The organism is Rhizobium sp. F40D2 (assembly GCF_051810745.2).
Lineage (GTDB): Bacteria > Pseudomonadota > Alphaproteobacteria > Rhizobiales > Rhizobiaceae > Rhizobium.
Genome location: NZ_CM131436.1, coordinates 3,393,347 through 3,414,427 on the forward strand (window position 1 = coordinate 3,393,347; position 21,081 = coordinate 3,414,427).

The following is a 21,081-nucleotide window of genomic DNA, read 5'->3' on the forward strand; positions in this document are numbered from 1 at the left end:
CCGTGCCGGCGCGGATCCAAATTCTATTCAATTTCAATTGGTTGAATTTTACAACCGCTACCTCCCTTACGTTATTTAATCGTCTTCTAACTAAACTTTACGCTCCAGTAATTCTGATGGGTCAGTATGTGAACGATCTCACATAGAAGACTCGCCGGGAACCTCATGCGCAACATCAAGATTTCCACACGCCTTTATTGCCTCGTCGGCTTCACGCTTGCCGTGCTCGCGGCAACGATGGTGTTCTTTCTGAACTATTCCTATTCCGAGCTGCAAGCGGAGCGGAAGGCGGGGCTGGAGAAGATGGAGGCGACGGCGATCGGCATCTTCGACAAATATCACCAGATGGAGCAGGCGGGCACGATGACCCGCGAGCAGGCCCAGGCGGCCGCCAAGGACGTGATCGGCGCGATGCGTTACGGCGCCGACGGCTATTTCTGGATCAATGACATGCATCCGACCATGGTGATGCATCCGATCAAGCCGGCACTTAATGGTACCGACATCTCGCAGATGAAGGATCCGAACGGCAAGTTCCTGTTCGTCGAATTCGTCAACAAGGTGAAGAAGGACGGCAAGGGCTTCGTCGATTATTACTGGCCGAAGCCGGGCGCCGACGAGCCGGTGCTGAAATATTCCTATGTCGCCGGTTTCGAGCCCTGGGGCTGGATCGTCGGCACCGGCGTCTATGCCGATGATCTTGCCGCGCTCTATCGCCAGAACGCGATCTGGGCGGCAGTGCTCTGCCTGCTCGGCGCGGCCGTCACGGTTGCCATCGCCTATGCCATCGTGCGCAGCGTGACGGCGCCGATCGCCAGGCTGAAGACGGCGATGAACGCGATCGCCGCCGAAGAGGCATCGGTGGAGATCGCCGGCAGCGATCGTCGCGACGAGATCGGCCAGATGGCCAAGGCGCTGCTGGTGCTGCGCGATTCCGTCGACGAGCGCAGCGCGCTGCGCGGGCGGGAAGACGAAAGGCAGCGGCAGATCGAGGACGAGCGCCGCGGCAACGAGGCAAGCCTGCGTTCGGCTTCCGAGCGGCAGACCCTGGCGATGCAGGCGCTGGGCGTCGGCCTGGAGAAGCTCGCGGGCGGTGACCTGACGGTCGCGATCGGCGATATCGGCGAAGACTATGCCAAGCTGAGGGGCGATTTCAACGCCGCCGTCGATGCGCTGAACGGGGTCATCCATGCGATCGCCGAATCGAGCCGCGTCGTCAACGACAGCGCTTCCGACATCAGTGAAGCGACCGGCAACCTGTCGAAGCGGACGGAACAGCAGGCGGCGGCACTCGAAGAGACGGCGGCAGCGCTCGACGAGATCACTGCGACGGTCAAGACGGCATCCGAGCGGGCGAACGAAGCGCGCGAGATGGTGGCCGAAACCAAGGCAAGCGCCGGCCGTTCCGGCGATATCGTCCGCAATGCGGTGACGGCGATGGGCCGGATCGAGGAATCGTCGAGCCGCATCAACCAGATCATTTCGGTTATCGACGAGATCGCCTTCCAGACGAATCTTCTGGCGCTGAATGCCGGCGTCGAGGCGGCGCGGGCAGGCGAGGCGGGCCGCGGCTTTGCCGTCGTCGCCCAGGAAGTGCGCGAGCTCGCCCAGCGTTCCGCCAATGCCGCCAAGGAGATCAAGGAGCTGATCAGCCGGTCGGCCAACGAGGTCGAGGGCGGGGTGGCGCTGGTGCGCTCGACGGGTGAAGCACTGCTGGAGATCGAGGCGCTGGTCAACAAGGTCAACGACCACGTTGCGTCGATCGCGACGGCGGCACGCGAACAGTCGACCGGACTGAACGAGATCAACGGTTCCGTCAACCATATGGACCAGATGACGCAGCAGAATGCCGCGATGGTCGAGGAAACGACGGCGGCGAGCCGCACGCTCGCCGACGAAAGCACCCAGTTGAAGACGCTGCTTTCGAATTTCCGGCTGCGTGGGGCAGGGCAATCGCCTGGAGCCCGGTACACACGGGCAGCGTGAGTTGAACGACAGATTGAAGGCCGCGAAAGCGGCCTTTTTCATCTCTGTCGCGTTCAGATTGTGCCGGTAAGTTTTCATTCACCGTTTTTAATTAAAATTGGAGTGAGTTTTTTCTGTCACTGCCCAGTCGGCCTGCGGAAGCGATAAGAGTATGGCGTTTGTTTCCTTTCCTCGGCGATCCCTTTTGCCCCTGCTGCTCTCGGCGGCGCTGACGACCTGTTCGATCAGCGATGGGCTGGTGCCGCCGGCCAATGTCGACAGCGGCACCAGGGTCAGCTCGATCTCGCCGGCACGGGCGCCGGCGGCGCGCATGGCGCCCTCGGTCCGAATGGCGCCGGTGGAAAGCCAGGCCTCCTATCCGGTTTCCAATGCGCCGGTCGGCAATAGTCAGGGCTCCGTCGATTACCTCAATACGCCGAACCTTGCCGGCACCGGTCATGCCGCGCCCTCCCAACCGGCGGCGCGCCGGGGGCGCCTGCCGATGATCGACAGCGATGAGGCGCTGGCGGCGGGCCAGCCGAGCGGCAATTGGGGCGGCACCCAGAACCTTGCGATCCCTTCCGGCGGCGTCAATATGGATGACGAACTTGGGGCTGAGCCGGTCGTCGGGCTGGCGCAGGAGCAACAGCAGCAGATCGCCGAGGGCAATGCGACCGAGCCCGTCGTTGACGGCATCGGCACCGATAGCCCTAGGCAGGTGAACCAGCCGCTACGCCAGCCCGCACCGATGCCGCAGCCGGCAGCACAAGCGCAGATGAGCCGGGCGCCCGCCTGGAACGACGGCAGCCCTGTGGTGGCGCCGACACGCGTTCCGGAAGAGGACGAAAGCGAAGAGGTCGCGATGCTCCGGCCCAACAATCCGATGATGAGCGAGCCGGCGGCACCCGTCGATCCGAGCGTCATGCCCGCCTCCGAGCTTGCCTGCCGGCGCGAGCTGAAGCGCATGGGTGTGCTCTTCGACGAGAAGCCGCCGATCTCGAACGGGCCGGCTTGCCAGGTGCCCTATCCTGTATCGCTGAAAGGGCTTTCCGGCAGTATCGGCGTCAAGCCGGCGGTGACGCTGAACTGTCAGGTGACGCTCGCCTTCGCCAAATGGGTGAAGAACGAGTTGGCGCCGTCTGCCCGCTACCGCTACTGGAGCGGCATCAGGACGATCCAGCCGCTCGGCGGCTATTCCTGCCGCCGCATGAACAACAGCCGGCAGAGATACAATCCGATGTCTGAACACGCCCATGGAAATGCCATCGACGTCGGCAAGTTCGTGCTGAAGAACGGCCACGAGATCGACGTGCGCAAGAAGGGCCTGTTCTCGCTGCGCGAGGGCCGGTTGCTGAAGGCGGTGCGCACCGACAGCTGCCGTTATTTCAGCACCGTGCTCGGTCCCGGCAGCAACCCGGAGCACTGGAACCACTTCCACTTCGATCTGCGCTCCCGCAAGAGCGGCAAGGTCTATTGCGACTGATATCTGTCCCCTTGAACCGTGCAGCGTGGGTGCGGCGGTGGTCGCGGCAAATAGGCCCGCCGGCAGAAAATGGTTCATCCTGGCGGCCCGGCGCGCTATAGATCGCCGGGGCGGATTGCCGTTTGAGAGTTGGATCCATGAGCTATGATTTTCATGTCGGCCAGAAGGTCGTCTGCATCAACGATACCTTCAAACATGTCAGCATCGACCAGCTCATCCGCAAAGGCGAGATCTATACGATCCGCTGGGTGGGCGAATATACCCATTATGTCGACGGCACCTTCATCGGGGTGAAGCTCGCGGAAATCCACCGCGGCAATGATGACGGGCCGGAAGGTTACGGGGCGGCCGATATGCCCTATCGCGCGACGCGCTTCCGGCCTCTGGTGAAGGACAAGATCGCATCGCTGCGCAAGCTGCTCGCCCCGACACCCGATGCACCGGCGGAGCCAAAGGAAAAGGTCAGGAAGAAAGAGAAGGTCTGAGCGCCGCTCTGCCCCGGCCGGTCGCGATCCCGAAAGACGGTGATCCGATCAGGCTGGCTTCCTGCTAATGAACAGCCCGGTTTCCCTGCTGACATCGAGCGCGCCGCTGCCTTGCCTGAAGGCATCGGCGATCGCTTGGCGGAAGTGGGTGAGGTGAGGCTCGCCAGCGCCTTCGCCGGGCGGATAGGAGGTGAGAGCCAGGAAGACATCTTCCGGCTCGGTGATCCGCATGCTTGCCGGATACTGCGACATGGCGACGTTTCCGAATTGCGACCGCATCATTTGCTCGGCAGCGTCATATCCGAAGGCTTCGGCGGCCGGATCGGTCGGCGCGCTGCCGAAGACGGTCGTCAGGCGATAGATCTCGCGCATATTGCCGATGCCATTGGTGGTGACCGCGAGAAAGCCGCCCGGTTTCAGAACCCTTGCCATCTCCGCGACGCCGGCGGCGGGGTCGGGCAGGTGATAGAGCATATGCATAGCGATCACGAGATCGAAGGCGCCGTCTTCGAAGGGAAGTGCGGCGGCATCGGCCCGGCAGCTTCGAACGGAGCCGAAGGGCAGTGCGCTGCAGCGCGCCACTGCCTCGTCGACCATGCCTGACGAAAGGTCGGTCAGCGTCAGGTGCAGATCCTCCGGCAGCAAGCTTGCCGTTGCCGCCCAGAACCATGCCGGTCCGCAGCCGACGTCGAGCAGGTGATTTCCCGGTTTCAGGGGTAGTTGCCCGGCAACCCACGGGAACCAGGCGGTTTCGGCGATGGTATATTCGGTATGGAGCCTGGCGCGGGCGGCGAGCTTGCGGCTGTCGCCATACTGCACCGCATTACCTTCGGTTATGGAGGACATCTCAATTCTCCGCCTTCCTCGTCAAGTCCCGGGCCTCGAGGCAGAGCCTATAGAGGGCTTCGTTCATGGACAAGACACGACTATGCGCCGCTCGAGCCTGCCCGCGCGGTTGGCTCAAGCCTTCTGTTGGAAATAAATCGCATCCGATGAAATCGGAATATTGTTGACATCGAAATCGGCTCAACATATTAAGGCGCATCCGATTAAATCGGATACGATAAAAAGATCAAACAGGAAGGATACGACAATGACTGAGAAGCTTCTTTTCGCCGGCAGGACCCATATCGCCGGCGGCCGCAACGGCTATGCACGCAGCAGCGACGGTACGCTCGACATCAGGCTGCCGCAGCCGCATCCGGCGGCCGAAAACCTGTTCGGCGCCGCCTGGTCGGCCTGCTATATCGGCGCCATCGAGCTGGCCGCCGCGCAGCGGAAGATCACGTTGCCAGCCGGTCCCGAGGTCGATGCCGAGATCACGCTCAATGGCGATAACGGCTCGTACTTCCTGCGCGCACGGCTCAATGTCAGCCTGGCAGACATCGATCGCGGGATCGCGCAGGAGTTGATCGAGGCGGCCCACGGCATCTGCCCTTATTCCAAGGCGGTGCACGGCAATATCGACGTCGAAACCAGGCTCGTCTGAACGGGAATGGCCGGCCTCGCGCCGTCACCTTCAAGGCGGGGTCTGCCGATTGGCGGCAGACCCGTTTCTGAGCCAGCAGCCCAACCTGCCGATCCGGAGGATGTGCCATGATCAACAGCCACGCCGAGCCGCACCAAGCCTATGACGAGTTTTCGCTTGTACTCGATCCCGACGTCTACGAGCCGTTGCCTGACGATTGGCTGATCGGCATCACCGACGTCGTCAGCTCGACCGCGGCGATCCGGTCGGGGCGCTACGAAGACGTCAATTATGCCGGCGCATCGATCATCGCCGCCCTCGGCAATGGCTGGGGTTCATTCGATTTTCCCTTCGTGTTTCGCGGAGACGGAGCAGCCTTCGCCTTGCCGGCGAACGGCATCATGGCTGCGACATCGGCCTTGCGTGATGTCGCGGGCTTCGCCAAAACCGATCTTCATCTCGACCTGCGTGTCGGGCTCGTCACCGTCGGCGAAATCCGCGCGAACGGGCGCGACGTCAGGATCGCGCGCTATGCCGCTTCCGAGAGCGCGACCTATGCGATGTTTGCCGGCGGCGGGCTGAAATGGGCGGAGCAGCAGATCAAGAAGGGCCGCTATCTAGTCAAGCCCGGCCGTTATGCGATGAAGCCTGACCTGACGGGCTTGAGCTGCGACTGGGCGCCATTCCCGAGCCAGCGCGGCGAGATCCTTTCGCTGTTGGTCGAGCCGCGCGACCAGACGCGCCCGGAGGTTTTTGCGGCGCAGGCGAAACGCGTTCTGGCGGTTTTCGACGCCGCGCCGCGCCGGTCTCATCCGCTGTCCGGGCGGACGGGTATGGCAAGAGAGAAACAGGTCAGCGCCAAACGCTGGCCGGAGGTTGCCTCCAATTCGGATTTCCGCAAGTTCGACGACGGCCTGCGCCTGACGCTGGACTGCGCGCCGGAGCAGATCGACAGCGTCGAAGCGATGCTCATTGCGGCGCGGGCGCGCGGCGAGATCGATTTCGGCCTGCACCGCCAGTCTCACGCGCTGATGACCTGCCTTGTGCCATCGGGCCGGCCGGATCTGCACCTGCATTTCCTCGATGGAATGGGCGGTGGTTACGCGAAGGCGGCCGAGATGATGGAGGAGGGCGCTCTGGAGGATGTGGCGCGGTCATGCGCGTTGTAGGCTGGGGTTAGCACTACCTGTCCTCCTTCATTCCTGTGCTTGTCACAGGAATCCAGTGCGCCCAAGTCCTTGGGCGCGGGAGAATATTAAAGGTCACAAGGAGTCGTTCACCGCGCGGACGCGCGGTGGCTGGATTTTTGTGACGGGCACAGGAATGAGGGAGGGTGGGGAAGGCACCTTCATCGTGTCTTGCGGGTCACTCCCGCCTGAGCAGCTTCAGGAGCATTTCACCAAGCTGAGGCGGCGCCAGTTCGGTTTCGCATTCTATCTCCGAGGTGGTAAACCATCCGAGCGCCGTGTGTTCATCGCCGATAAGTCGTGGAGAGCCTTGCCATCGGTCGACGTGATAGACATGGAAGGTGGCGGATACCCCGGGCGGGCTTTCCGAAACGAATTTTCCGGCAAACAGCCAGTGCTGCGGCGTCACGCCGATTTCTTCCTGCAATTCCCGGCGCATTGCCGTCTCGGCGTCTTCGCCGTCTTCGACATGGCCGCCCGGCAGGCTCCACCGATCCGGGTGCGTCCGGCGCTCCGAACTTCGCCTGGCGAGAAGAACGCTCCCATTCCCGATCAATGCGCCGATTGCGATCTCGGGCATGTCACCGGGTACCGACATCTGCCGCGATCATGATTTTTGCGGCTCCGCCTGCGCCCGCAGCAGGTTGTCGCGCAGCCGCGTCACCGATTTCTGTACGATGGGGAAATCGTCGCCGAGGCCGACCGCGTCGATCAGGACTGAGCCGGGATCGGTGTCGAGAAGATCGCGCCCCGCCGGCGTCAGGTTCACGCGCACCTGGCGTTCGTCGGCGGGGTCGCGATGGCGGGTGATAAAGCCTGAGGACTCCAGCTTCTTGAGAATGGGCGTCAGCGTGTTGGATTCGAGGAACAGTTTTTCCCCTAGCATGCTGACCGTCTGGTCGTCCTCCTCGGAGAGGGCCACCATGGCGATGTATTGGGTATAGGTCAGGCCGAGTGCGTCCAGGACCGGCTTGTAGGCGCGGCCGAAGGCGAGATTGGCCGAATAGACCGCGAAGCACAGGAAGGTCGAAAGCTTCCTGCTCTCCGCGCCTGGGCCGGCGGGCGTCGGCATCTCGGGCTGTTTCGCGGTTTTGGAGGTAGACATGGGAAATCCTATCAACGCTCTGATTGCTTAGGACTATATATACATCGCATCCGATTAAATCGCAATGCGTATTCACCTGGTTTCTAACAGCGTGTCCGGCCGTCGTCCCAGCTTGCGGAGCGGCGGCCAGCGTTGGCGTCCAGCGGATTAACCGAACTTCTCCGTCGTATCGGCCTTGCCGAATACCCAGTAGCCGGATGCCTTGATCCAGCTCAGCGGGTAGCGTCGTTCCAGTAGATGGGCGCGGATGTCGCGTGTCACCGAGGCTTCCGCCGCGACCCAGACCAAGGTTTCCTGCTTGATGTCGATTGTGCGCAACAGTTTCAGCAGTGCCGCGGCATCGGTTGCCTCGGAAAGAGGCCGGTGCGCCCAGTGAACATCAAGGTCCGCGCGGGTCTCGAAGCTCTGCTCTTCCAGCGGGCCGGTGACGGCGGCGATCGCGGTGACGGCCGTTCCGGCCGCACTCTCCTCGATCCGGCGGCCGATCGCAGGCAGCGCGGTCTCGTCGCCGATCAGCAACCATCGCGTCGCCGCCTTCGAGACCACGGCAGAGCCTCTTGGCCCGCCGATCTCGAGCCTGTCGCCGGGGCGTGCGCCGACCGCCCATTGCGTCACCGGACCTGCCTCGTGCAAGGCGAAGTCGATGGTCAATCTGCGCGCAGCATTGTCATAGCGGCGCGGCGTGTAATCCCGACGCGCTTCCCCGCCATCGGCGGCGGGAACGAAGATCTTGATGTGGTCGTCGGGCGCAAGACTGGTGAAATCGACAAGATCGTCGCCGCGCAATGTGATACGGCGCATGCCGGGGGTGATGTCGACGACGCTTTCGACCGTCAATGTGCGCCGCCGCGTGTCGTGGCGCACCCGCTCGATTCCGGGGGCCGGTAAAGTCTGCTCTTTGAATTGATTGTTATCCATGTGTCCTCAGGAGCTTTTGAAACTCGATCCGCAGGACACAGTCGCGCAGATCGAAGCCGCAAAGCCGTTCGATCATACGCGTTGAGTGACGTTAACGCTTACGTGGCCGGGTGACCCGGCCATTGACGAGGATGATGTAGCGGAGCGCGGCGGCATGCGCAACCGCGTCGAGGCTGCCAAATCCGATGATTGCCTAAGTTTAACTTTTCGCAGCCAGTTCGGCCGGGCAATATCGGCCATCAATCGAGGACAGAAGAGCAGGGCCGTTGGACAACAGGATCGAGGAAGTCCTCGATATCTATCGCGCGATGATCGAGACGGAGCGCAACAGCTTGCGCGAGCTGCCTCCCGGCGGCCGCGACGGAGGGCAGGACCAGCGGCTGCGCGCAGTCGGGCTTGAGACCGGGCAGTTCATCAATATTCTCGCCAGGAGCCTAAGGCGCTACGGCGAAGCCATCCGCGCCAAACCCGGGATATCAAGCGTGCTGCTGCCGGTCGGCAGCGGACTTGAGGTCAGCCGGTTCGACCGAGGTTGACGGCGGGCGATCACAAGAATCCGGTGCGTCCAACTGCTTAGGCGAGAGCGTATCGTGGGATTGCACCGTGTTTTGTCGACCTCGTAACTGCACACAAATTGCCGCTCATTGCTACTTTTGAATGCGGCACAAAAGATGACACGTTTGAAGCTCATTTCCGACATTTTCCCGATCGAAGCTCCGCGCCATTCAGTCTTGGGGAAATGTGATGTCGGGCATTCTTATCGCCACCCTTTTGGCAACGGTTTCAGCAAAGATTCCCGCCGGATTATCCAGCGGTGACGTTCTCTATTCTGATTGCAGCGGGTCCCGGCAGTTTGTCGTCGGGTATGTTGCCGGCTGGTTGGACAAATGGAATAGTGACGAGTATCTCGCTCGTCGCATTTTTACCGAGGCCGCTCCCAGACCCAGCAGGATGGTGAACTCGGCGCATTTTGCAATCGCCGTTGGTGTTAACGTCTGCATTCCAACCGGGACCACGGCGGAAGCGATCGGCAATACGCTATGCACGTTCCTCGAAGAGAATCCCGGCATACGCGAGGCGACCGGCGACGAGCTGATGATGACCTTGGCTCATTACAAATACCACTGCCCGATTCCTTAGGGGATTCACACCGGCTTCTTGGCCTCGATGAAACGGCTGAGGGAGGTGGCGGCGTTCAACATGTGGGCGCGCATACGGCGTGAGGCCATCTCGCCGTCACCTTCGGCAATGGCCTGCATGATCGCCTCGTGCTCGTCGCGGGAGCGGCTTAGCCTTTCGCCTTGGCGCAGCTGCGTGCGGCGGAAGGCGTTCAGGCGGTTGCGGATGGCGATCGCCTGTTCGGCAAGAAAGCCGTTGTGGGTGGCATGATAGATGGTCTCGTGGAATTGGCGGTTGAAGCTGTCATAGGCATTGACGTCGCCGGCGTCGACGATCGGCCGTGAGAGGTCGTGCAGTTCGATCAGGCGGCTGCGCTCCAATGGTGTCATGCGGTAGGTCGCGAGCCTGACGCAGACGGCCTCGATTTCGGCCACGGTCTCGAACATGTCCATGATGCGCTGCGGCGTCATGCGGGCGACGACGCCGCCTCGTCGGGCACGAAGCTCGACGAGGCCGCCGGCGGCGAGCTGGCGTAGCGCTTCCCGAACCGGGGTGCGTGAGGCGCCGAAACGATCGGCAAGCTGCTGTTCATCGAGTGCCGCGCCCGCTGGCAAGGTGCCGGCGGCGATTTCGTCGGTCAGGGCGTTGCGAATGCGGTCGGAGAGCAGCCCGCGATCGTCGCTGTCATCCTCAGTTTCGAAGCCATTTCCCATTTCGTCATCTCCCCGACCTGTTCCAGGCCAGCGGCTCCAACAGCCGTGTATGCAAAGCTGCTCGGAACACTCGCCTGTGTATGCGTATCCGCTATCATGACGCTGTTACGTATTCAACAATTGACATTCTGCGAGGTGGGAATACATAAATTTCCAGTTGGCGGCGCTCTGTATACGCAGGCCGCAGCAAATGCCGAATTGGAATACACCCAAGGACAATCTCGATGCGGCCGGAGCCGCCGGCGAGACGACCGGTTCTGGCGCAGCATCTTGAATCCTAGATTTTTCACCGAGCCCGGATCCTGGTCTCGGCCGCATGCTTTTCGCAGTCTCAACATGTGAGGAACCATATGATGATTATGAACAGACGGGCTTTCTCGGCCGCCCTTGTTGCCGGTGCTGCCGCCACTCTTCTCTCCAGCCGCGGCATGGCCGCGACGCCCGCTCAGGCCAAAGCGCGCAATGTCGTGTTGGCGCACGGGTTGTTTGCCGACGGCTCGTGCTGGAGCGAGGTGATCACGCGCCTGCAGGCGGCCGGGCTCAATGCAACGGCAGTGCAGAACCCGCTGACGACACTGCCGGAGGCTGTTGCTTCGGTAAAGCGGGTGCTCGACCGGCAGGATGGCCCGACGGTGCTGGTCGGGCATTCGTTTTCGGGCATGATGGTCACCGAGGCGGGTGTGCATCCCATCGTCTCGGCGCTCGTCTATGTCGCGGCCCGTGCGCCGGATGCCGGCGAGGATTACACAGCGCTCGCCAAGACCTTCCCCACGCCGCCGGCTTCGGCCGGTATCGTATTCTACGGCGACGAGGGACGCTTGAGCGAAGCTGCCTTCCTGCGCGATTTCGCCGGCGACCTTCCGGAAGCCAGGGCAAAGGTGCTCTATGCTGTGCAGCAGCCGTTCCAGAAGGCGCTGCTGACCGGCAAGACCACTCAGGCCGCCTGGCGTTCGAAGCCGAGCTGGTATGCGGTTTCGACCGAGGACCGAACGATCGATCCCGATCTCGAACGCTTCATGGCCAAGCGCATGGCAGCGAAAACCATCGAGGTGAAGGCCAGCCACTTGTCGCTCATCTCCCATCCCGATGAGATCACCCGGCTGATCCTGGAGGCGGCGGGGCAGTAGTTTCCCGGGGCTGGTGTCTATAGAAAATGTGCCACCGCTCATCACCCGCCCTCCTATAAGGCTCGGGCGTTTGGCCTGCGTATGAGTGCTGCTGGCGGGAGCGGGTGGGCAAGTGCCGCCATATCGTCTTGCGCGCCCGGCGCTTTCACGCGACAAAGTCCGGATGAGTATCCCCACTACCCATCCCTTCGACTTCGACCCGACCTACGGCATGCAGCTCGAAGAGCTTCTTGCGGTCGAGCCGCCGGAGGAGCCTGATGGTTTCGACGCATTCTGGGAGGCGCGGCACCGCCAGGCGCTGACAGTCGATCCGCAGCCGGCGCTTTCCCGGAGCCAGCTCACCCACCCCGATTGGCACGTGCTCGACCTTGTCTATCTCTCCACGAATGCGTTCCGGATCGGCGGCTGGCTGCTGCTGCCACGTGAGGGGCAGGTGCGGCGCGGCCTCGTCGTCGGGCATGGTTACGGTGGTCGGGACCGTCCGGATTTCGACTTGCCGGTGAAGGAAACGGCGCTCATTTTTCCCTGCTGCCGCGGGCTGTCGCTCAGCGCCCATCCGCCGATTTCGCAGAATCCGTCCTGGCATGTGCTGCACGATATCGACAAGAAGGATTCCTACGTCATCGGCGGCTGCGTTGAGGATATCTGGCTTGCCGTCTCGACGCTCGCAGCCCTCTATCCCTGGCTTTCAGGGCATATCGGTTATAGCGGCATCAGCTTCGGCGGCGGCGTCGGAGCGATGGCGATCGCTTATGATCCGCGTATCGACCGCGGGCATCTCGCACTTCCAAGCTTCGGGCACCAGCCGCTGCGCCTCAAACTGCCGAGCGTCGGCAGTGCGCAAGGAGTGCAGGAATATCAAGCGGAACACGGAAACGTGTTGGAGACGCTGCGTTTCTTCGATGCGGCGACGGCCGCGCGACGGATCAGGGTGCCGATGCTGACGGCGGTGGCGCTTTTCGATCCTTCGGTCGCGCCGCCCTGCCAGTTCGCTGTCGCCAATTCGATACCGAAATTTAACGAAATCTTCATCCTGGACGCCGGGCATTTTGACTACCCTGGAAGCGCTGAGCAAGAGGCGGTCCTCCGCGACAAGATCGGACAGTTCTTTGGGGTGCCATGAACCGCGAATATCTCCGCTGGTACAGTCAGTGTCTGCATCGAGACCTGGAGATGCCGCTACATAATTCCTTCAATCGGAATCGACTAAGGACAAATTATGCAGCCATTCAAGTTGCTACAGCGTCCTTTGCGCGTGTGAAGACGCGGGTCATGGCCAATGCAGTGCGGCCGTGGCTACCGGCGCGTCCCACAGCGCGATCTCCTCGTCGGTCAGTAAGGCGAGGGTGACCGACAGCCCCTGCATGTCGAGCGAGGTGACGTAGGTTCCGACCAGCGAGCGCTCGATCTGGATAGATTTTTCCTCGAGGAAGCGGCGGGCAGCATTATAGGCGAGGTAGAGTTCGGCCGGCGGTGTGCCGCCGAGGCCATTGACGAACAGCAGTGCTCTGCTGCCCGGCGTCATTGAGATGTCGCCTAGAATCGTCTCGCAGAGATGGCCGATGATGGTGTCGGCGGTGGCGAAGGGCTGCCTGGCATGGCCGGGCTCGCCATGGATACCGACGCCGATTTCGATCTCGTCGGGTCCGAGCGAAAATGTCGTACGTTCGGTCTGCGGCACAGTCACGCCGTTCAGCGCGACTCCCATCGAGCGGATCCGCCCGTTCAAGCCTTCGCCGAGCGCTTTCAATTCCGCAAGCGACATGCTGCGTTCGGCGGCCGCGCCAAGGATCTTTTCGACGATGAGCGTGCCGGCAACACCGCGCCGGCCGCGGCCATCACCGGTTCTCGACGTCTCGATGTCGTCGCTGACGACGACCATGTCGAGGCTGTGGCGGTCGCCTGCCATCTCGATGGCCATTTCGAAATTCATCAGGTCGCCGTCGTAATTCTTGACCACGAGCAGGCAACCGGCACCGGTATCGGCCTCCTCGATGGCGGCAATGATCTGGCTCGGCGTCGGCGAGGTGAAGATATGGCCGACGCAGGCGGTATCCAGCATGCCGTGGCCGACGAAGCCGATATGCATCGGTTCATGCCCGGCGCCGCCACCGGAGATAAGCGCCACCTTGCCAGGGGTGAGATGGCGGCGGCGGATGCATCTGCGCTCGGGCCCGAACACCACGGAGGCCTCATGGGCGCGCACGAAGCCTTCGACGCTTTCGGCGACCATGGTTTCCGCAGTGTTCATGAACTTCTTCATCAAGCCCCCAAGGCCAAAAGCATTACGTTACGTCAAGCGGCTCACGTCATTCCGCGCCCGATATTGCGACGATCTTCTGCACCAGATCGGAGATCGCCTCTTCAAGAAGACGGTTTTTCCTGTCGTCACCGAAATCAGGCACCATCAGCGACAGGTGCCGCAATTTCTCTGAGTGGCCGACATCCGGCAGCTTTCCAGGATGGGCGGCCTGATAGGCTTCGAGAAACCGCTCCTGTTCGGTGGCGCTGAAGTGGCAGACACGGACGATTGTCGCGAGATGGCGCGCCGGCAGCGGCGTCGCATAGGTCGGGCTGGTGATCTGGGTGACGAAGCTGCGATGCTTTCCAAGCGCCGTCGCCAGTCGCTGGCGCGTGCCCGATGGCCTGTTGTCGATGATCTGCGCCAGAATGGACTTGTAGGCGATAATGGCGTCTTCGGTGTCTTCGCGCGCCATTCTATTCTCCGGCTGCCCTTGTGCCATCGGCATTGAGGCCGATGATCGCCGATCTTATCGCGGGACGCCGGGCTGGCGCCACGGAAAAATGCCGGAGGCCGGCAGCAAGCAATGCAGGCAGATAGGTAGGATCGCCGGCCATGTCGCCACAGATGCTGACCGGCTTGCCGGCGGCAAGCTTCACCGCCTCGGCAATAAGCCGGAGCACGGCGGGTGCTGCCTTGCCGGCATCGGCGTCGACGTCCTCTCGGGCGGAGGCGGCAAGATACTGGGTAAGATCGTTGGTTCCGAACGAGAAGAACGCCGCAGTTCCAAAGGTGTCGAGCATCAATGCGGCCGCCGGCACCTCCACCATCATACCGATCGGCGGCATGCGGTGCAGCAGGGAACGGCGACCGAGCTTTTCGGCCTCCTCACGAAATAACTCGCGCATCCTGTCGATCTCGTCGGGAAAGGTCACCATCGGCAGCATCACCGAAAGCCTGCCGAAGGCGGCGGCGCGCAGCAGGGCGCGTGCCTGGACGCGGGCGATTTCCGGCTGGGCAAGCAGCATCCGGATGCCGCGCAAGCCCGAGGTGAGAGCCGGCAGGTTTTCGAGGCCAGCGAGCGGCTTGTCGCCGCCGATATCGAGCATGCGGATCGTCACCGGCCTTTCGCCCGCCTGCTCCAGCACGCGGCGATAGATGGCCAGCTGCCGCTCCTCGTTGGCGGCATCGGCGACCGAGGCAATTGAAAATTCCGAGCGCATCAGGCCGACGCCCGCGGTTGCTGGATCGAGTGCATCGATCTCGGCGGGATCGTTGATGTTGATGGAGAGCAGGATCGGCACGCCATCCGCCGTGCGCAGCTCATCACCGGCTGTTTGCGTGTCGCCGGCAGGCGCTTGTGCAGGTGCGAGCGGCGAGATCAGCATGCTGCCCGGCTGTAGGACGACCGTACCGGCGTTTCCGTCGACGCTGACGGGATCTCCGTCCACGGCCGAGAAGCGGCCGGCGCCGACCACCATCGGTACGGATTTCGTCCGGGCGAGCAGGGCGACATGGCCGGCGGTGCTACCTGCAAACAGCGCGATGCCGCCGCCTTTCGACCAGTCGTGCGCGAGAAAGCGGCTGGGCTCCATGTCCTTGCCGACAAAGACCGAGCCGGGCGGGAAATCGGCGATCGGGGTGCCGGCAAGCGCGCCGAGCACGCGGTTCTTAATGTCGAGAATATCGACGGCACGCGCCCGCATCTGCTCCTCGTCGGCCGCTTCGAGTTCACCGATATAGGCGTCGAGGGTGGCGACCCAGGCAAAGACGACGTTCGCGTCAGCTTCCATGCGGGCGCCGCTCGCTTCCGCGATCGTCGGATCGCGCAGCACCTCGATCTGGAAATCGATGATATCGCGGCTTTCGGCGTCGGATCCCATGGCGAGGCGCTCGAGTTCGCCGATCGAGACGTCGATCGCCTTTTCCAGCGCGGCGTATCCGCCGACGGTACGAGGCGCGGCGGGAGCGCCCGGCCGCTCGGCCAGAAAGGCCGGGCCGGATGCGATGCCCGGAGATGCGCTCTTCGCTTTCAGTCTAAGCGGTCCGGCCATGTTTCTTTTCCTCATCGAAATTGCGCTCGATGAGTCCCTTAAGGGCGCGGATCGCCTCTTCTGCGAGAATGCCGTCGGCGCGGATCCTGAGGACCGATCCCTTGCGGATTCTCGCGCCCATGATCTTGATGATGCTCTTACCGTTCAGCCAGACGTCGCTGCCGTTGACTGCGACCTCGATCGAGCAGGGGAAGGACTTGGCAAGCCGCGTGAAGGTGACGGAGGGGCGGGCGTGCAGCCCGACACCGTGCTTGACTTCCACCTCCGTCTGGCAGTTCACCCTAAATGGCTCGGGCAATGGCTCGGGCTCCTGTTTCTCTATGCGCACTCCGCTCGTCATCAGGGCGATAGTTCCTCGGCTGTAGCAACGACCTTGGCCAGTGAGGCGCCCCCCGACGCCTCGGCGGCGGCGATGACGGCGCCTTCGACCAAAGGCGCGTTGCAGATGGAGACGAGCGCCGAGCGGGGATGGCCCAGCATTTCGATCGCCATCTCGCTGTTGGTTTCGGCGCCGCCGAGATCGACGAAGACGGCGACGCCGGCATCGGACCAGGCGGCCTCGATCGCCCTGAGGATGCCGCCGGCATCAGTGCCGAGCTCGCCATGGACGTTGCCGCCCGACCAGGAGAGCGGCACGCAGTCGCCGACCATCTGCCGCACCATGTCGGCGATACCCCGTGCCACAAGCGGCGAATGGGAGACGATCACGATACCCACATTTGCGGTCTTTCCGTTCATTCCGGACGGTGCTCCCCGAGAAAGCGGCAGATCGCCGTAGTCAATAGTGCGCAGCTCGACGCGCCGGGATCGACGTGGCCGATCGAACGGTCGCCGAGATAGGCCGCGCGCCCGCGCATCGCCTTCATGTCAGCGGTGCGGCTGGCGGAACATTCGGCCTTGCTGGCGATGGTACCGAGCGGCGAGCGACTGGCGAGTGCTGCATGCACGGGATAGAGCACATCGAGTAAGGTCTTGTCGCCGGCATGCGCGCGGCCGCGCCTGGCTACGGCGTCGATCGCCTGTTTTAGCACCAGCGAAAAATCGGCCTCCGCCTCGCTTTTGCGAAGCTGGCGGCCAATTTCCATCAGCAGTGTGCCGTAGAGCGGCCCGGCGGCACCGCCGACATTCATCACCAACGTTAGGCCGATCTTTTCCACGGCGTCGGGGAAGGGCAGGCGGGACAGGCTTTCGCCTTCGGCGCTCACTGCCTCGCAGCCGCGCCGCATGTTGGTTCCATGGTCGCCATCGCCGATGGCGCGATCGAGCGCGCAGAGGTGATCGCTGTTTTCCGCGATCGTTGCCCGGCACACCTCGATCAATCCCGCAACTAGCACCGGTTCCGCCTGCACTGCCATCCTCCCTGTCGCCGCGCCTCCCGCGCGGCTCTCAAACTGTACTCCGGTCAGACGAGGCTTGCTACCACGCCGAACGCGCCGGCAATCGCGACGGCGCCGGGATCGGCGACGCCCGCCAGATCTCTTTCGCCGACATAGGAGGCGCGTCCGGCTCTCGCCTTCATCATGGTTTTCGTCGACTCGGCACCGGCTGCCGCAGCCCTCGCTGCGGCGGCGATATCACCGGAGGCAAAGGCCTTCAAGGCGGGTGCCAAGGCATCGACCATCGTCCGGTCGCCGACCGTGGCGCCGCCATAGAACGTCATCCTATCGAGCCCGGCAAGAAGGGCGGCGGCGATATCGGCCTTGTCAGCCATCGCTTTTGCCGCCGCGGTGAAGAAGATCGAAAGCAGCACGCCGCTCGACCCGCCCATGCTGGTGCCGAGGATATCGCCGAGCGAGGCGAGCGTTGCCGCCGGCCGGTCGAGCGGCAGCGTGTCGAGGCGGGCAAGCACGCTGCGGGCCCCCGTCGCCACTGTCGAGCCGGTATCGCCGTCGCCGACACGGCCGTCCAGCCTGTTGAGTTCGCTTTCCTGCGAGATCAGATGGTCGCAGAGCGCCGTGATTAAGCGACGGTTGCGCGTGTTTTCCCCGGCTGCGGCCGCGCCATTCATGCCGGCCGCAGTCCTCGGTGCGGCGATGATGTCGATCTCGTGTCGTTCGACGGCAGGCATCCAGGCATGCGGTTCCACCGCTACTGTCAGCGCCGCCTCGCGAGCGGCATCCAGCCGGATCAGCGACAGCGAGAAGCCATTCATATTGAGCGCGGTCATCATCGGCGCCGGCCCGATGATCAGTCGGACGCGACGGCCAAGCGGCGAGGCGAGCACGGCATTGGCGATGACCGCCATTTCGAGCGGCGGCACGGCGCCGAGATTGTTGATGAGGAGGGCGTGGCTTACTCCTTCGCGCAACGTCGGCGACAGGCGCGCCACCATGGTCGCGACAATATCGGCAACCGGCTGCAGTGTGATGCGCTCGATGCCCGGCTCGCCATGGATACCGAGGCCGAGTTCGCCTTCGTTGGCACCAAGACGGTCCTCATGCGCCTGGCCCGGCGCGCTGCATGTGGAGAGCGACATGCCAAGCGAGACGATGTCGCCCGCTGCTGAGGCGGCATGGGCCGCGACCGTCGTCAGGTCCTCGCCATTTTCGGCGTGATAGCCTGCGATCTTGTGGACGAACAGTGTGCCGGCGACGCCGCGCGGCTGGTTGATGTCGGGGATGGCTATGTCGTCGGCGACGATGACCATCTCGACATCGAAGCCCTCGGCGCGCGCCTTCTCGGCGGCGAGGCCGAAATTCAGGCGGTCGCCGGTATAGTTCTTGACGACCAGCAAGGCACCCTTCGGACCGGTAACGGCGCGGATCGCCGTCAGCACGGCATCGACGCTCGGCGAGGCGAAGATCTCCCCGGATACGGCTGATGTCAGCATGCCCTTGCCGACGAAACCGGCATGGGAGGGCTCATGGCCGGCGCCGCCGCCGGAGATGATCGCCACCTTCGATTTGTCCCAGTCCGCGCGCAGGATCACCTTGATGTCGGGAAAGCTGTCGAGGCGGGCAAGGCGACCGCTGCTGCTCGTCAGAAGCAGACCATCCAAGGCTTCGGTGACGATGCTTTCCCTGCGGTTGAAGAAGTGTTTCATCGATTGAGACCCGTCTGTTTGTTTTTCATGCCGTTATCATGCCAGTTCGGCGGTTAGGACAGGCGCTGTCCAGCCGCATCGAAATAGAGCGGATCGCGCAGCGTCAGGCTGATCCGGTCGCCCGGCGCGATCGCCAGATATGGATCTGCAAGTGTGACGAGCTTGTGATCCCGCGCTAGCTGCTTGGGATCGACAACCCTGATGTGTAGATGGTTCTGGTCACCGAGATGTTCGATCCAATCGATCTCGGCATTGGCATCCTCGCCGACGATGATGTCGAGATGCTCGGTACGGGCGCCGACAGTCTTCGTGCCGGCCGGCGGATTGCCGCCGGGCAGGAGGTCCGCCGGCAGAAGGTTGATATGCGGCTGGCCGAGACGGGCGGCGACATGCAGGTTGGCGGGATTGCCGTAGATCTCGCGCGGCGTTCCGACCTGCATCAGCCGTCCCTCGGCGACGATGCCGATGCGGTCGGCCATGGTCATGGCTTCCACCTGATCGTGGGTCACATAGAGCAGCGTCGAGCCCAACTCCTTCTGGATGCGCTTCAACTCCAGGCGCAGTTCGGCGCGCAGCTTGGCGTCGAGCGAGGAGAGCGGCTCGTCCATCAGATAGATCGCCGGCCGGCGCACCAGTGCGCGGCCGATGGCGACACGCTGCATCTCGCCGCCGGAAAGTCTGGTCGAGCGGTTCTCCAGCTTGTGGTCGATCCGGACCATGCGTGCGACCTCGCGGACGCGCCGGTCGATCTCCCCCGCGCTCAGCTTGCGGACCGGCGCCTTCAGCGGGAAGGCGAGGTTCTCGTAAACCGTCATGTGCGGATAGAGCGAATATTGCTGGAAGACGAAGGCGACGTCACGTTCGGCGGGCGCTTCGGCGGCGACATCGCGGCCGCCGATCTCGATACGCCCGCCATCCGGCTTTTCCAAGCCGGCGATCAGCCGCAGCGTCGTGGTCTTGCCGGCGCCTGTGGGACCGAGCAGCACGACGAATTCACCGTCGCGGATCGACAGATCGACATCGCACAGAGCCTGGGTGTCGCCGAAGCGCTTGTTAAGGTTTCTGAGGACGACATCAGCCATGCCGGGTCTCCTGATAGAGCGAGGATGCCACCGCGTGGCCGGACGCGCAGTCGAAGAGCGCGAGTTTTTCCGGGTTGAATTCGAGGCCGACGGTCTCGCCGATCCGGAAGCTGCGATTTGCGGGAACACGAGCCTTGATCAGACCGCTCCGGGTTTCCACAGCCACGACCTGGTTGGTGCCGAGATATTCGCTGCCGTAGACGGCACCGCGGAGCGCCGAGGCGTCATTGAAGCGGATATGCTCCGGCCGCACGCCGAGCGCCAGCTCACCCTCGGCCATATCCTCATGGATCTCTGGGACGGCAACATCGACACCGTCTAGCAGGATGGAGTGGTCGCCGCTTTTCAGCCCCGAGGTAAAGCGCATGAAGTTCATCGGCGGCGAGCCGATGAAATCGGCGACATACATGGTCGCGGGCTTGGCATAGATCTCCTGCGGCGTGCCGAACTGCTCGATGACCCCATGGTTCATGACGGCGATTTTGTCGGCCATCGCCATCGCTTCGTGCTGGTCGTGGGTGACGTAGACGGTGGTCGCGTGGATCCGGTTGTGCAGTTCACGCAGCTCGTGGACCATGATCTCGCGGAACTCGGCGTCCAGCGTGCCGAGCGGCTCATCCATCAGAAAGCATTTCGGACGCCGGACGATGGCGCGGCCGAGCGCCACTCGCTGCCGGTCGCCGCCGGCTAGGCCCGATACCGAACGGTCGAGAATATGATCGATCTGCAGCAGCCGAGCGGTCTCTTCCACGCGCTGACGGATTTCGGCATTGGCCATGCCCTGCGACAACAGCGGGAAACCGATATTCCTGCGCACGTTCATATGTGGGTAGAGTGCGAAGAGTTGGAAGACGAAGGCGATGTCGCGGGCGCTGGCGCGGTTGAACGTAACATCCTCGCCGTCGAGATAGATCTTGCCGCTGCTCGGCAGCTCGAGACCAGCGATCATGCGAAGCGTGGTGGTTTTGCCGCAGCCGGAAGGCCCGAGCAGCGCCAGGAATTCCCCGTCATGAACGGTGAAGCTCGAATCCTGCACGGCGACGAAACTGCCGAACTCCTTGCGGAGATTTTCGATCCGGATGTCCGCCAT

Annotated in this window: 23 protein-coding genes; 9 read left to right on the forward strand and 14 right to left on the reverse strand. The window is 63.0% G+C overall.

Annotation, left to right across the window (positions count from 1 at the left end):
* Positions 1–165: 165 nt before the first annotated feature.
* The 3 genes from ACS4RS_RS16275 to ACS4RS_RS16285 all read left to right on the forward strand — a co-directional run bounded on the left by ACS4RS_RS16275 (position 166) and on the right by ACS4RS_RS16285 (position 3,933).
* Positions 166–1,986 (forward strand): methyl-accepting chemotaxis protein, encoded by a 1,821-nt coding sequence (locus ACS4RS_RS16275; RefSeq protein ID WP_439010146.1) that lies wholly within the window; start codon positions 166–168, stop codon positions 1,984–1,986.
* A gap of 151 nt (positions 1,987–2,137) precedes the next feature.
* A complete protein-coding gene (locus ACS4RS_RS16280) occupies positions 2,138–3,448 on the forward strand; it encodes an extensin family protein (RefSeq protein ID WP_449313729.1) in 1,311 nt (436 codons plus the stop codon).
* 137 nt (positions 3,449–3,585) lie between these two features.
* Positions 3,586–3,933: a CAP-Gly domain protein gene (locus ACS4RS_RS16285; RefSeq protein WP_449313730.1), complete on the forward strand. Its 348-nt coding sequence runs from the start codon at positions 3,586–3,588 to the stop codon at positions 3,931–3,933.
* Positions 3,934–3,981: 48 nt separating this feature from the next.
* Here the strand turns inward: ACS4RS_RS16285 and ACS4RS_RS16290 are convergent, their stop codons facing one another.
* A complete protein-coding gene (locus ACS4RS_RS16290; RefSeq protein ID WP_439010143.1) occupies positions 3,982–4,779 on the reverse strand; it encodes a methyltransferase domain-containing protein in 798 nt (265 codons plus the stop codon).
* 247 nt (positions 4,780–5,026) lie between these two features.
* Here ACS4RS_RS16290 and ACS4RS_RS16295 point away from each other — a divergent pair, with 247 nt between their 5' ends.
* The gene (locus ACS4RS_RS16295; RefSeq protein WP_439010142.1) at positions 5,027–5,422 is read left to right on the forward strand and encodes an Ohr family peroxiredoxin; all 396 of its coding nucleotides are present in this window, start codon (positions 5,027–5,029) and stop codon (positions 5,420–5,422) included.
* Between the two features lie 107 nt (positions 5,423–5,529).
* A complete protein-coding gene (locus tag ACS4RS_RS16300; protein WP_449313731.1) occupies positions 5,530–6,570 on the forward strand; it encodes a DUF3095 family protein in 1,041 nt (346 codons plus the stop codon).
* 196 nt (positions 6,571–6,766) lie between these two features.
* Here the strand turns inward: ACS4RS_RS16300 and ACS4RS_RS16305 are convergent, their stop codons facing one another.
* From ACS4RS_RS16305 to ACS4RS_RS16315, 3 genes are all read right to left on the reverse strand, one after another.
* Positions 6,767–7,168 (reverse strand): NUDIX domain-containing protein, encoded by a 402-nt coding sequence (locus tag ACS4RS_RS16305; RefSeq protein ID WP_439011820.1) that lies wholly within the window; start codon positions 7,166–7,168, stop codon positions 6,767–6,769.
* A gap of 27 nt (positions 7,169–7,195) precedes the next feature.
* A complete protein-coding gene (locus ACS4RS_RS16310; RefSeq protein ID WP_449313732.1) occupies positions 7,196–7,693 on the reverse strand; it encodes a MarR family winged helix-turn-helix transcriptional regulator in 498 nt (165 codons plus the stop codon).
* Positions 7,694–7,840: 147 nt separating this feature from the next.
* Positions 7,841–8,611, reverse strand: coding sequence for a siderophore-interacting protein (locus ACS4RS_RS16315; protein WP_439010139.1), 771 nt, complete (start codon positions 8,609–8,611; stop codon positions 7,841–7,843).
* Between the two features lie 266 nt (positions 8,612–8,877).
* Between ACS4RS_RS16315 and ACS4RS_RS16320 the strand changes: the two genes are divergently transcribed.
* Positions 8,878–9,147 (forward strand): hypothetical protein, encoded by a 270-nt coding sequence (locus ACS4RS_RS16320; RefSeq protein ID WP_449313733.1) that lies wholly within the window; start codon positions 8,878–8,880, stop codon positions 9,145–9,147.
* Positions 9,148–9,355: 208 nt separating this feature from the next.
* Entirely contained in the window at positions 9,356–9,751 is a 396-nt protein-coding gene (locus ACS4RS_RS16325) for a Rap1a/Tai family immunity protein (protein ID WP_054185645.1), read from the forward strand.
* A 5-nt stretch (positions 9,752–9,756) separates the two neighbouring features.
* On the opposite strand, the gene ACS4RS_RS16330 is transcribed toward ACS4RS_RS16325, so the two are convergent.
* Positions 9,757–10,443 (reverse strand): FCD domain-containing protein, encoded by a 687-nt coding sequence (locus ACS4RS_RS16330; RefSeq protein ID WP_439010138.1) that lies wholly within the window; start codon positions 10,441–10,443, stop codon positions 9,757–9,759.
* Between the two features lie 353 nt (positions 10,444–10,796).
* On the opposite strand from ACS4RS_RS16330, the gene ACS4RS_RS16335 reads away from it, so the two are divergent.
* Positions 10,797–11,570 (forward strand): alpha/beta fold hydrolase, encoded by a 774-nt coding sequence (locus ACS4RS_RS16335; protein ID WP_439010137.1) that lies wholly within the window; start codon positions 10,797–10,799, stop codon positions 11,568–11,570.
* Positions 11,571–11,733: 163 nt separating this feature from the next.
* Complete coding sequence (locus ACS4RS_RS16340; RefSeq protein WP_439010136.1) at positions 11,734–12,693, forward strand: acetylxylan esterase; 960 nt, start codon at positions 11,734–11,736, stop codon at positions 12,691–12,693.
* Positions 12,694–12,840: 147 nt separating this feature from the next.
* Here ACS4RS_RS16340 and ACS4RS_RS16345 read toward each other — a convergent pair whose 3' ends face one another.
* From ACS4RS_RS16345 to ACS4RS_RS16385, 9 genes are read right to left on the reverse strand one after another with little or no spacing between them, the layout of a single operon-like run.
* Positions 12,841–13,833 (reverse strand): dihydroxyacetone kinase subunit DhaK, encoded by a 993-nt coding sequence (locus ACS4RS_RS16345; protein ID WP_439010135.1) that lies wholly within the window; start codon positions 13,831–13,833, stop codon positions 12,841–12,843.
* Between the two features lie 46 nt (positions 13,834–13,879).
* A complete protein-coding gene (locus tag ACS4RS_RS16350) occupies positions 13,880–14,287 on the reverse strand; it encodes a hypothetical protein (RefSeq protein ID WP_439010134.1) in 408 nt (135 codons plus the stop codon).
* 1 nt (position 14,288) lies between these two features.
* Positions 14,289–15,866, reverse strand: a complete 1,578-nt coding sequence (locus tag ACS4RS_RS16355) for a putative PEP-binding protein (protein ID WP_449313734.1) — start codon at positions 15,864–15,866, stop codon at positions 14,289–14,291.
* On the reverse strand, positions 15,850–16,206 hold the full coding sequence (locus tag ACS4RS_RS16360; RefSeq protein WP_439010133.1) for an HPr family phosphocarrier protein: 357 nt from the start codon (positions 16,204–16,206) through the stop codon (positions 15,850–15,852). The genes ACS4RS_RS16355 and ACS4RS_RS16360 overlap by 17 nt, the downstream gene beginning before the upstream one ends.
* Positions 16,206–16,604, reverse strand: a complete 399-nt coding sequence (gene dhaM / locus ACS4RS_RS16365) for a dihydroxyacetone kinase phosphoryl donor subunit DhaM (protein ID WP_449313735.1) — start codon at positions 16,602–16,604, stop codon at positions 16,206–16,208. The genes ACS4RS_RS16360 and dhaM overlap by 1 nt, the downstream gene beginning before the upstream one ends.
* On the reverse strand, positions 16,601–17,221 hold the full coding sequence (gene dhaL / locus ACS4RS_RS16370; RefSeq protein ID WP_439010132.1) for a dihydroxyacetone kinase subunit DhaL: 621 nt from the start codon (positions 17,219–17,221) through the stop codon (positions 16,601–16,603). The genes dhaM and dhaL overlap by 4 nt, the downstream gene beginning before the upstream one ends.
* A gap of 47 nt (positions 17,222–17,268) precedes the next feature.
* Complete coding sequence (locus tag ACS4RS_RS16375; RefSeq protein WP_439010131.1) at positions 17,269–18,909, reverse strand: dihydroxyacetone kinase subunit DhaK; 1,641 nt, start codon at positions 18,907–18,909, stop codon at positions 17,269–17,271.
* 53 nt (positions 18,910–18,962) lie between these two features.
* Positions 18,963–19,991, reverse strand: coding sequence for an ATP-binding cassette domain-containing protein (locus ACS4RS_RS16380; protein ID WP_439010130.1), 1,029 nt, complete (start codon positions 19,989–19,991; stop codon positions 18,963–18,965).
* Complete coding sequence (locus tag ACS4RS_RS16385) at positions 19,984–21,081, reverse strand: ATP-binding cassette domain-containing protein (protein ID WP_439010129.1); 1,098 nt, start codon at positions 21,079–21,081, stop codon at positions 19,984–19,986. Before ACS4RS_RS16385 ends, ACS4RS_RS16380 begins: the two co-directional genes overlap by 8 nt.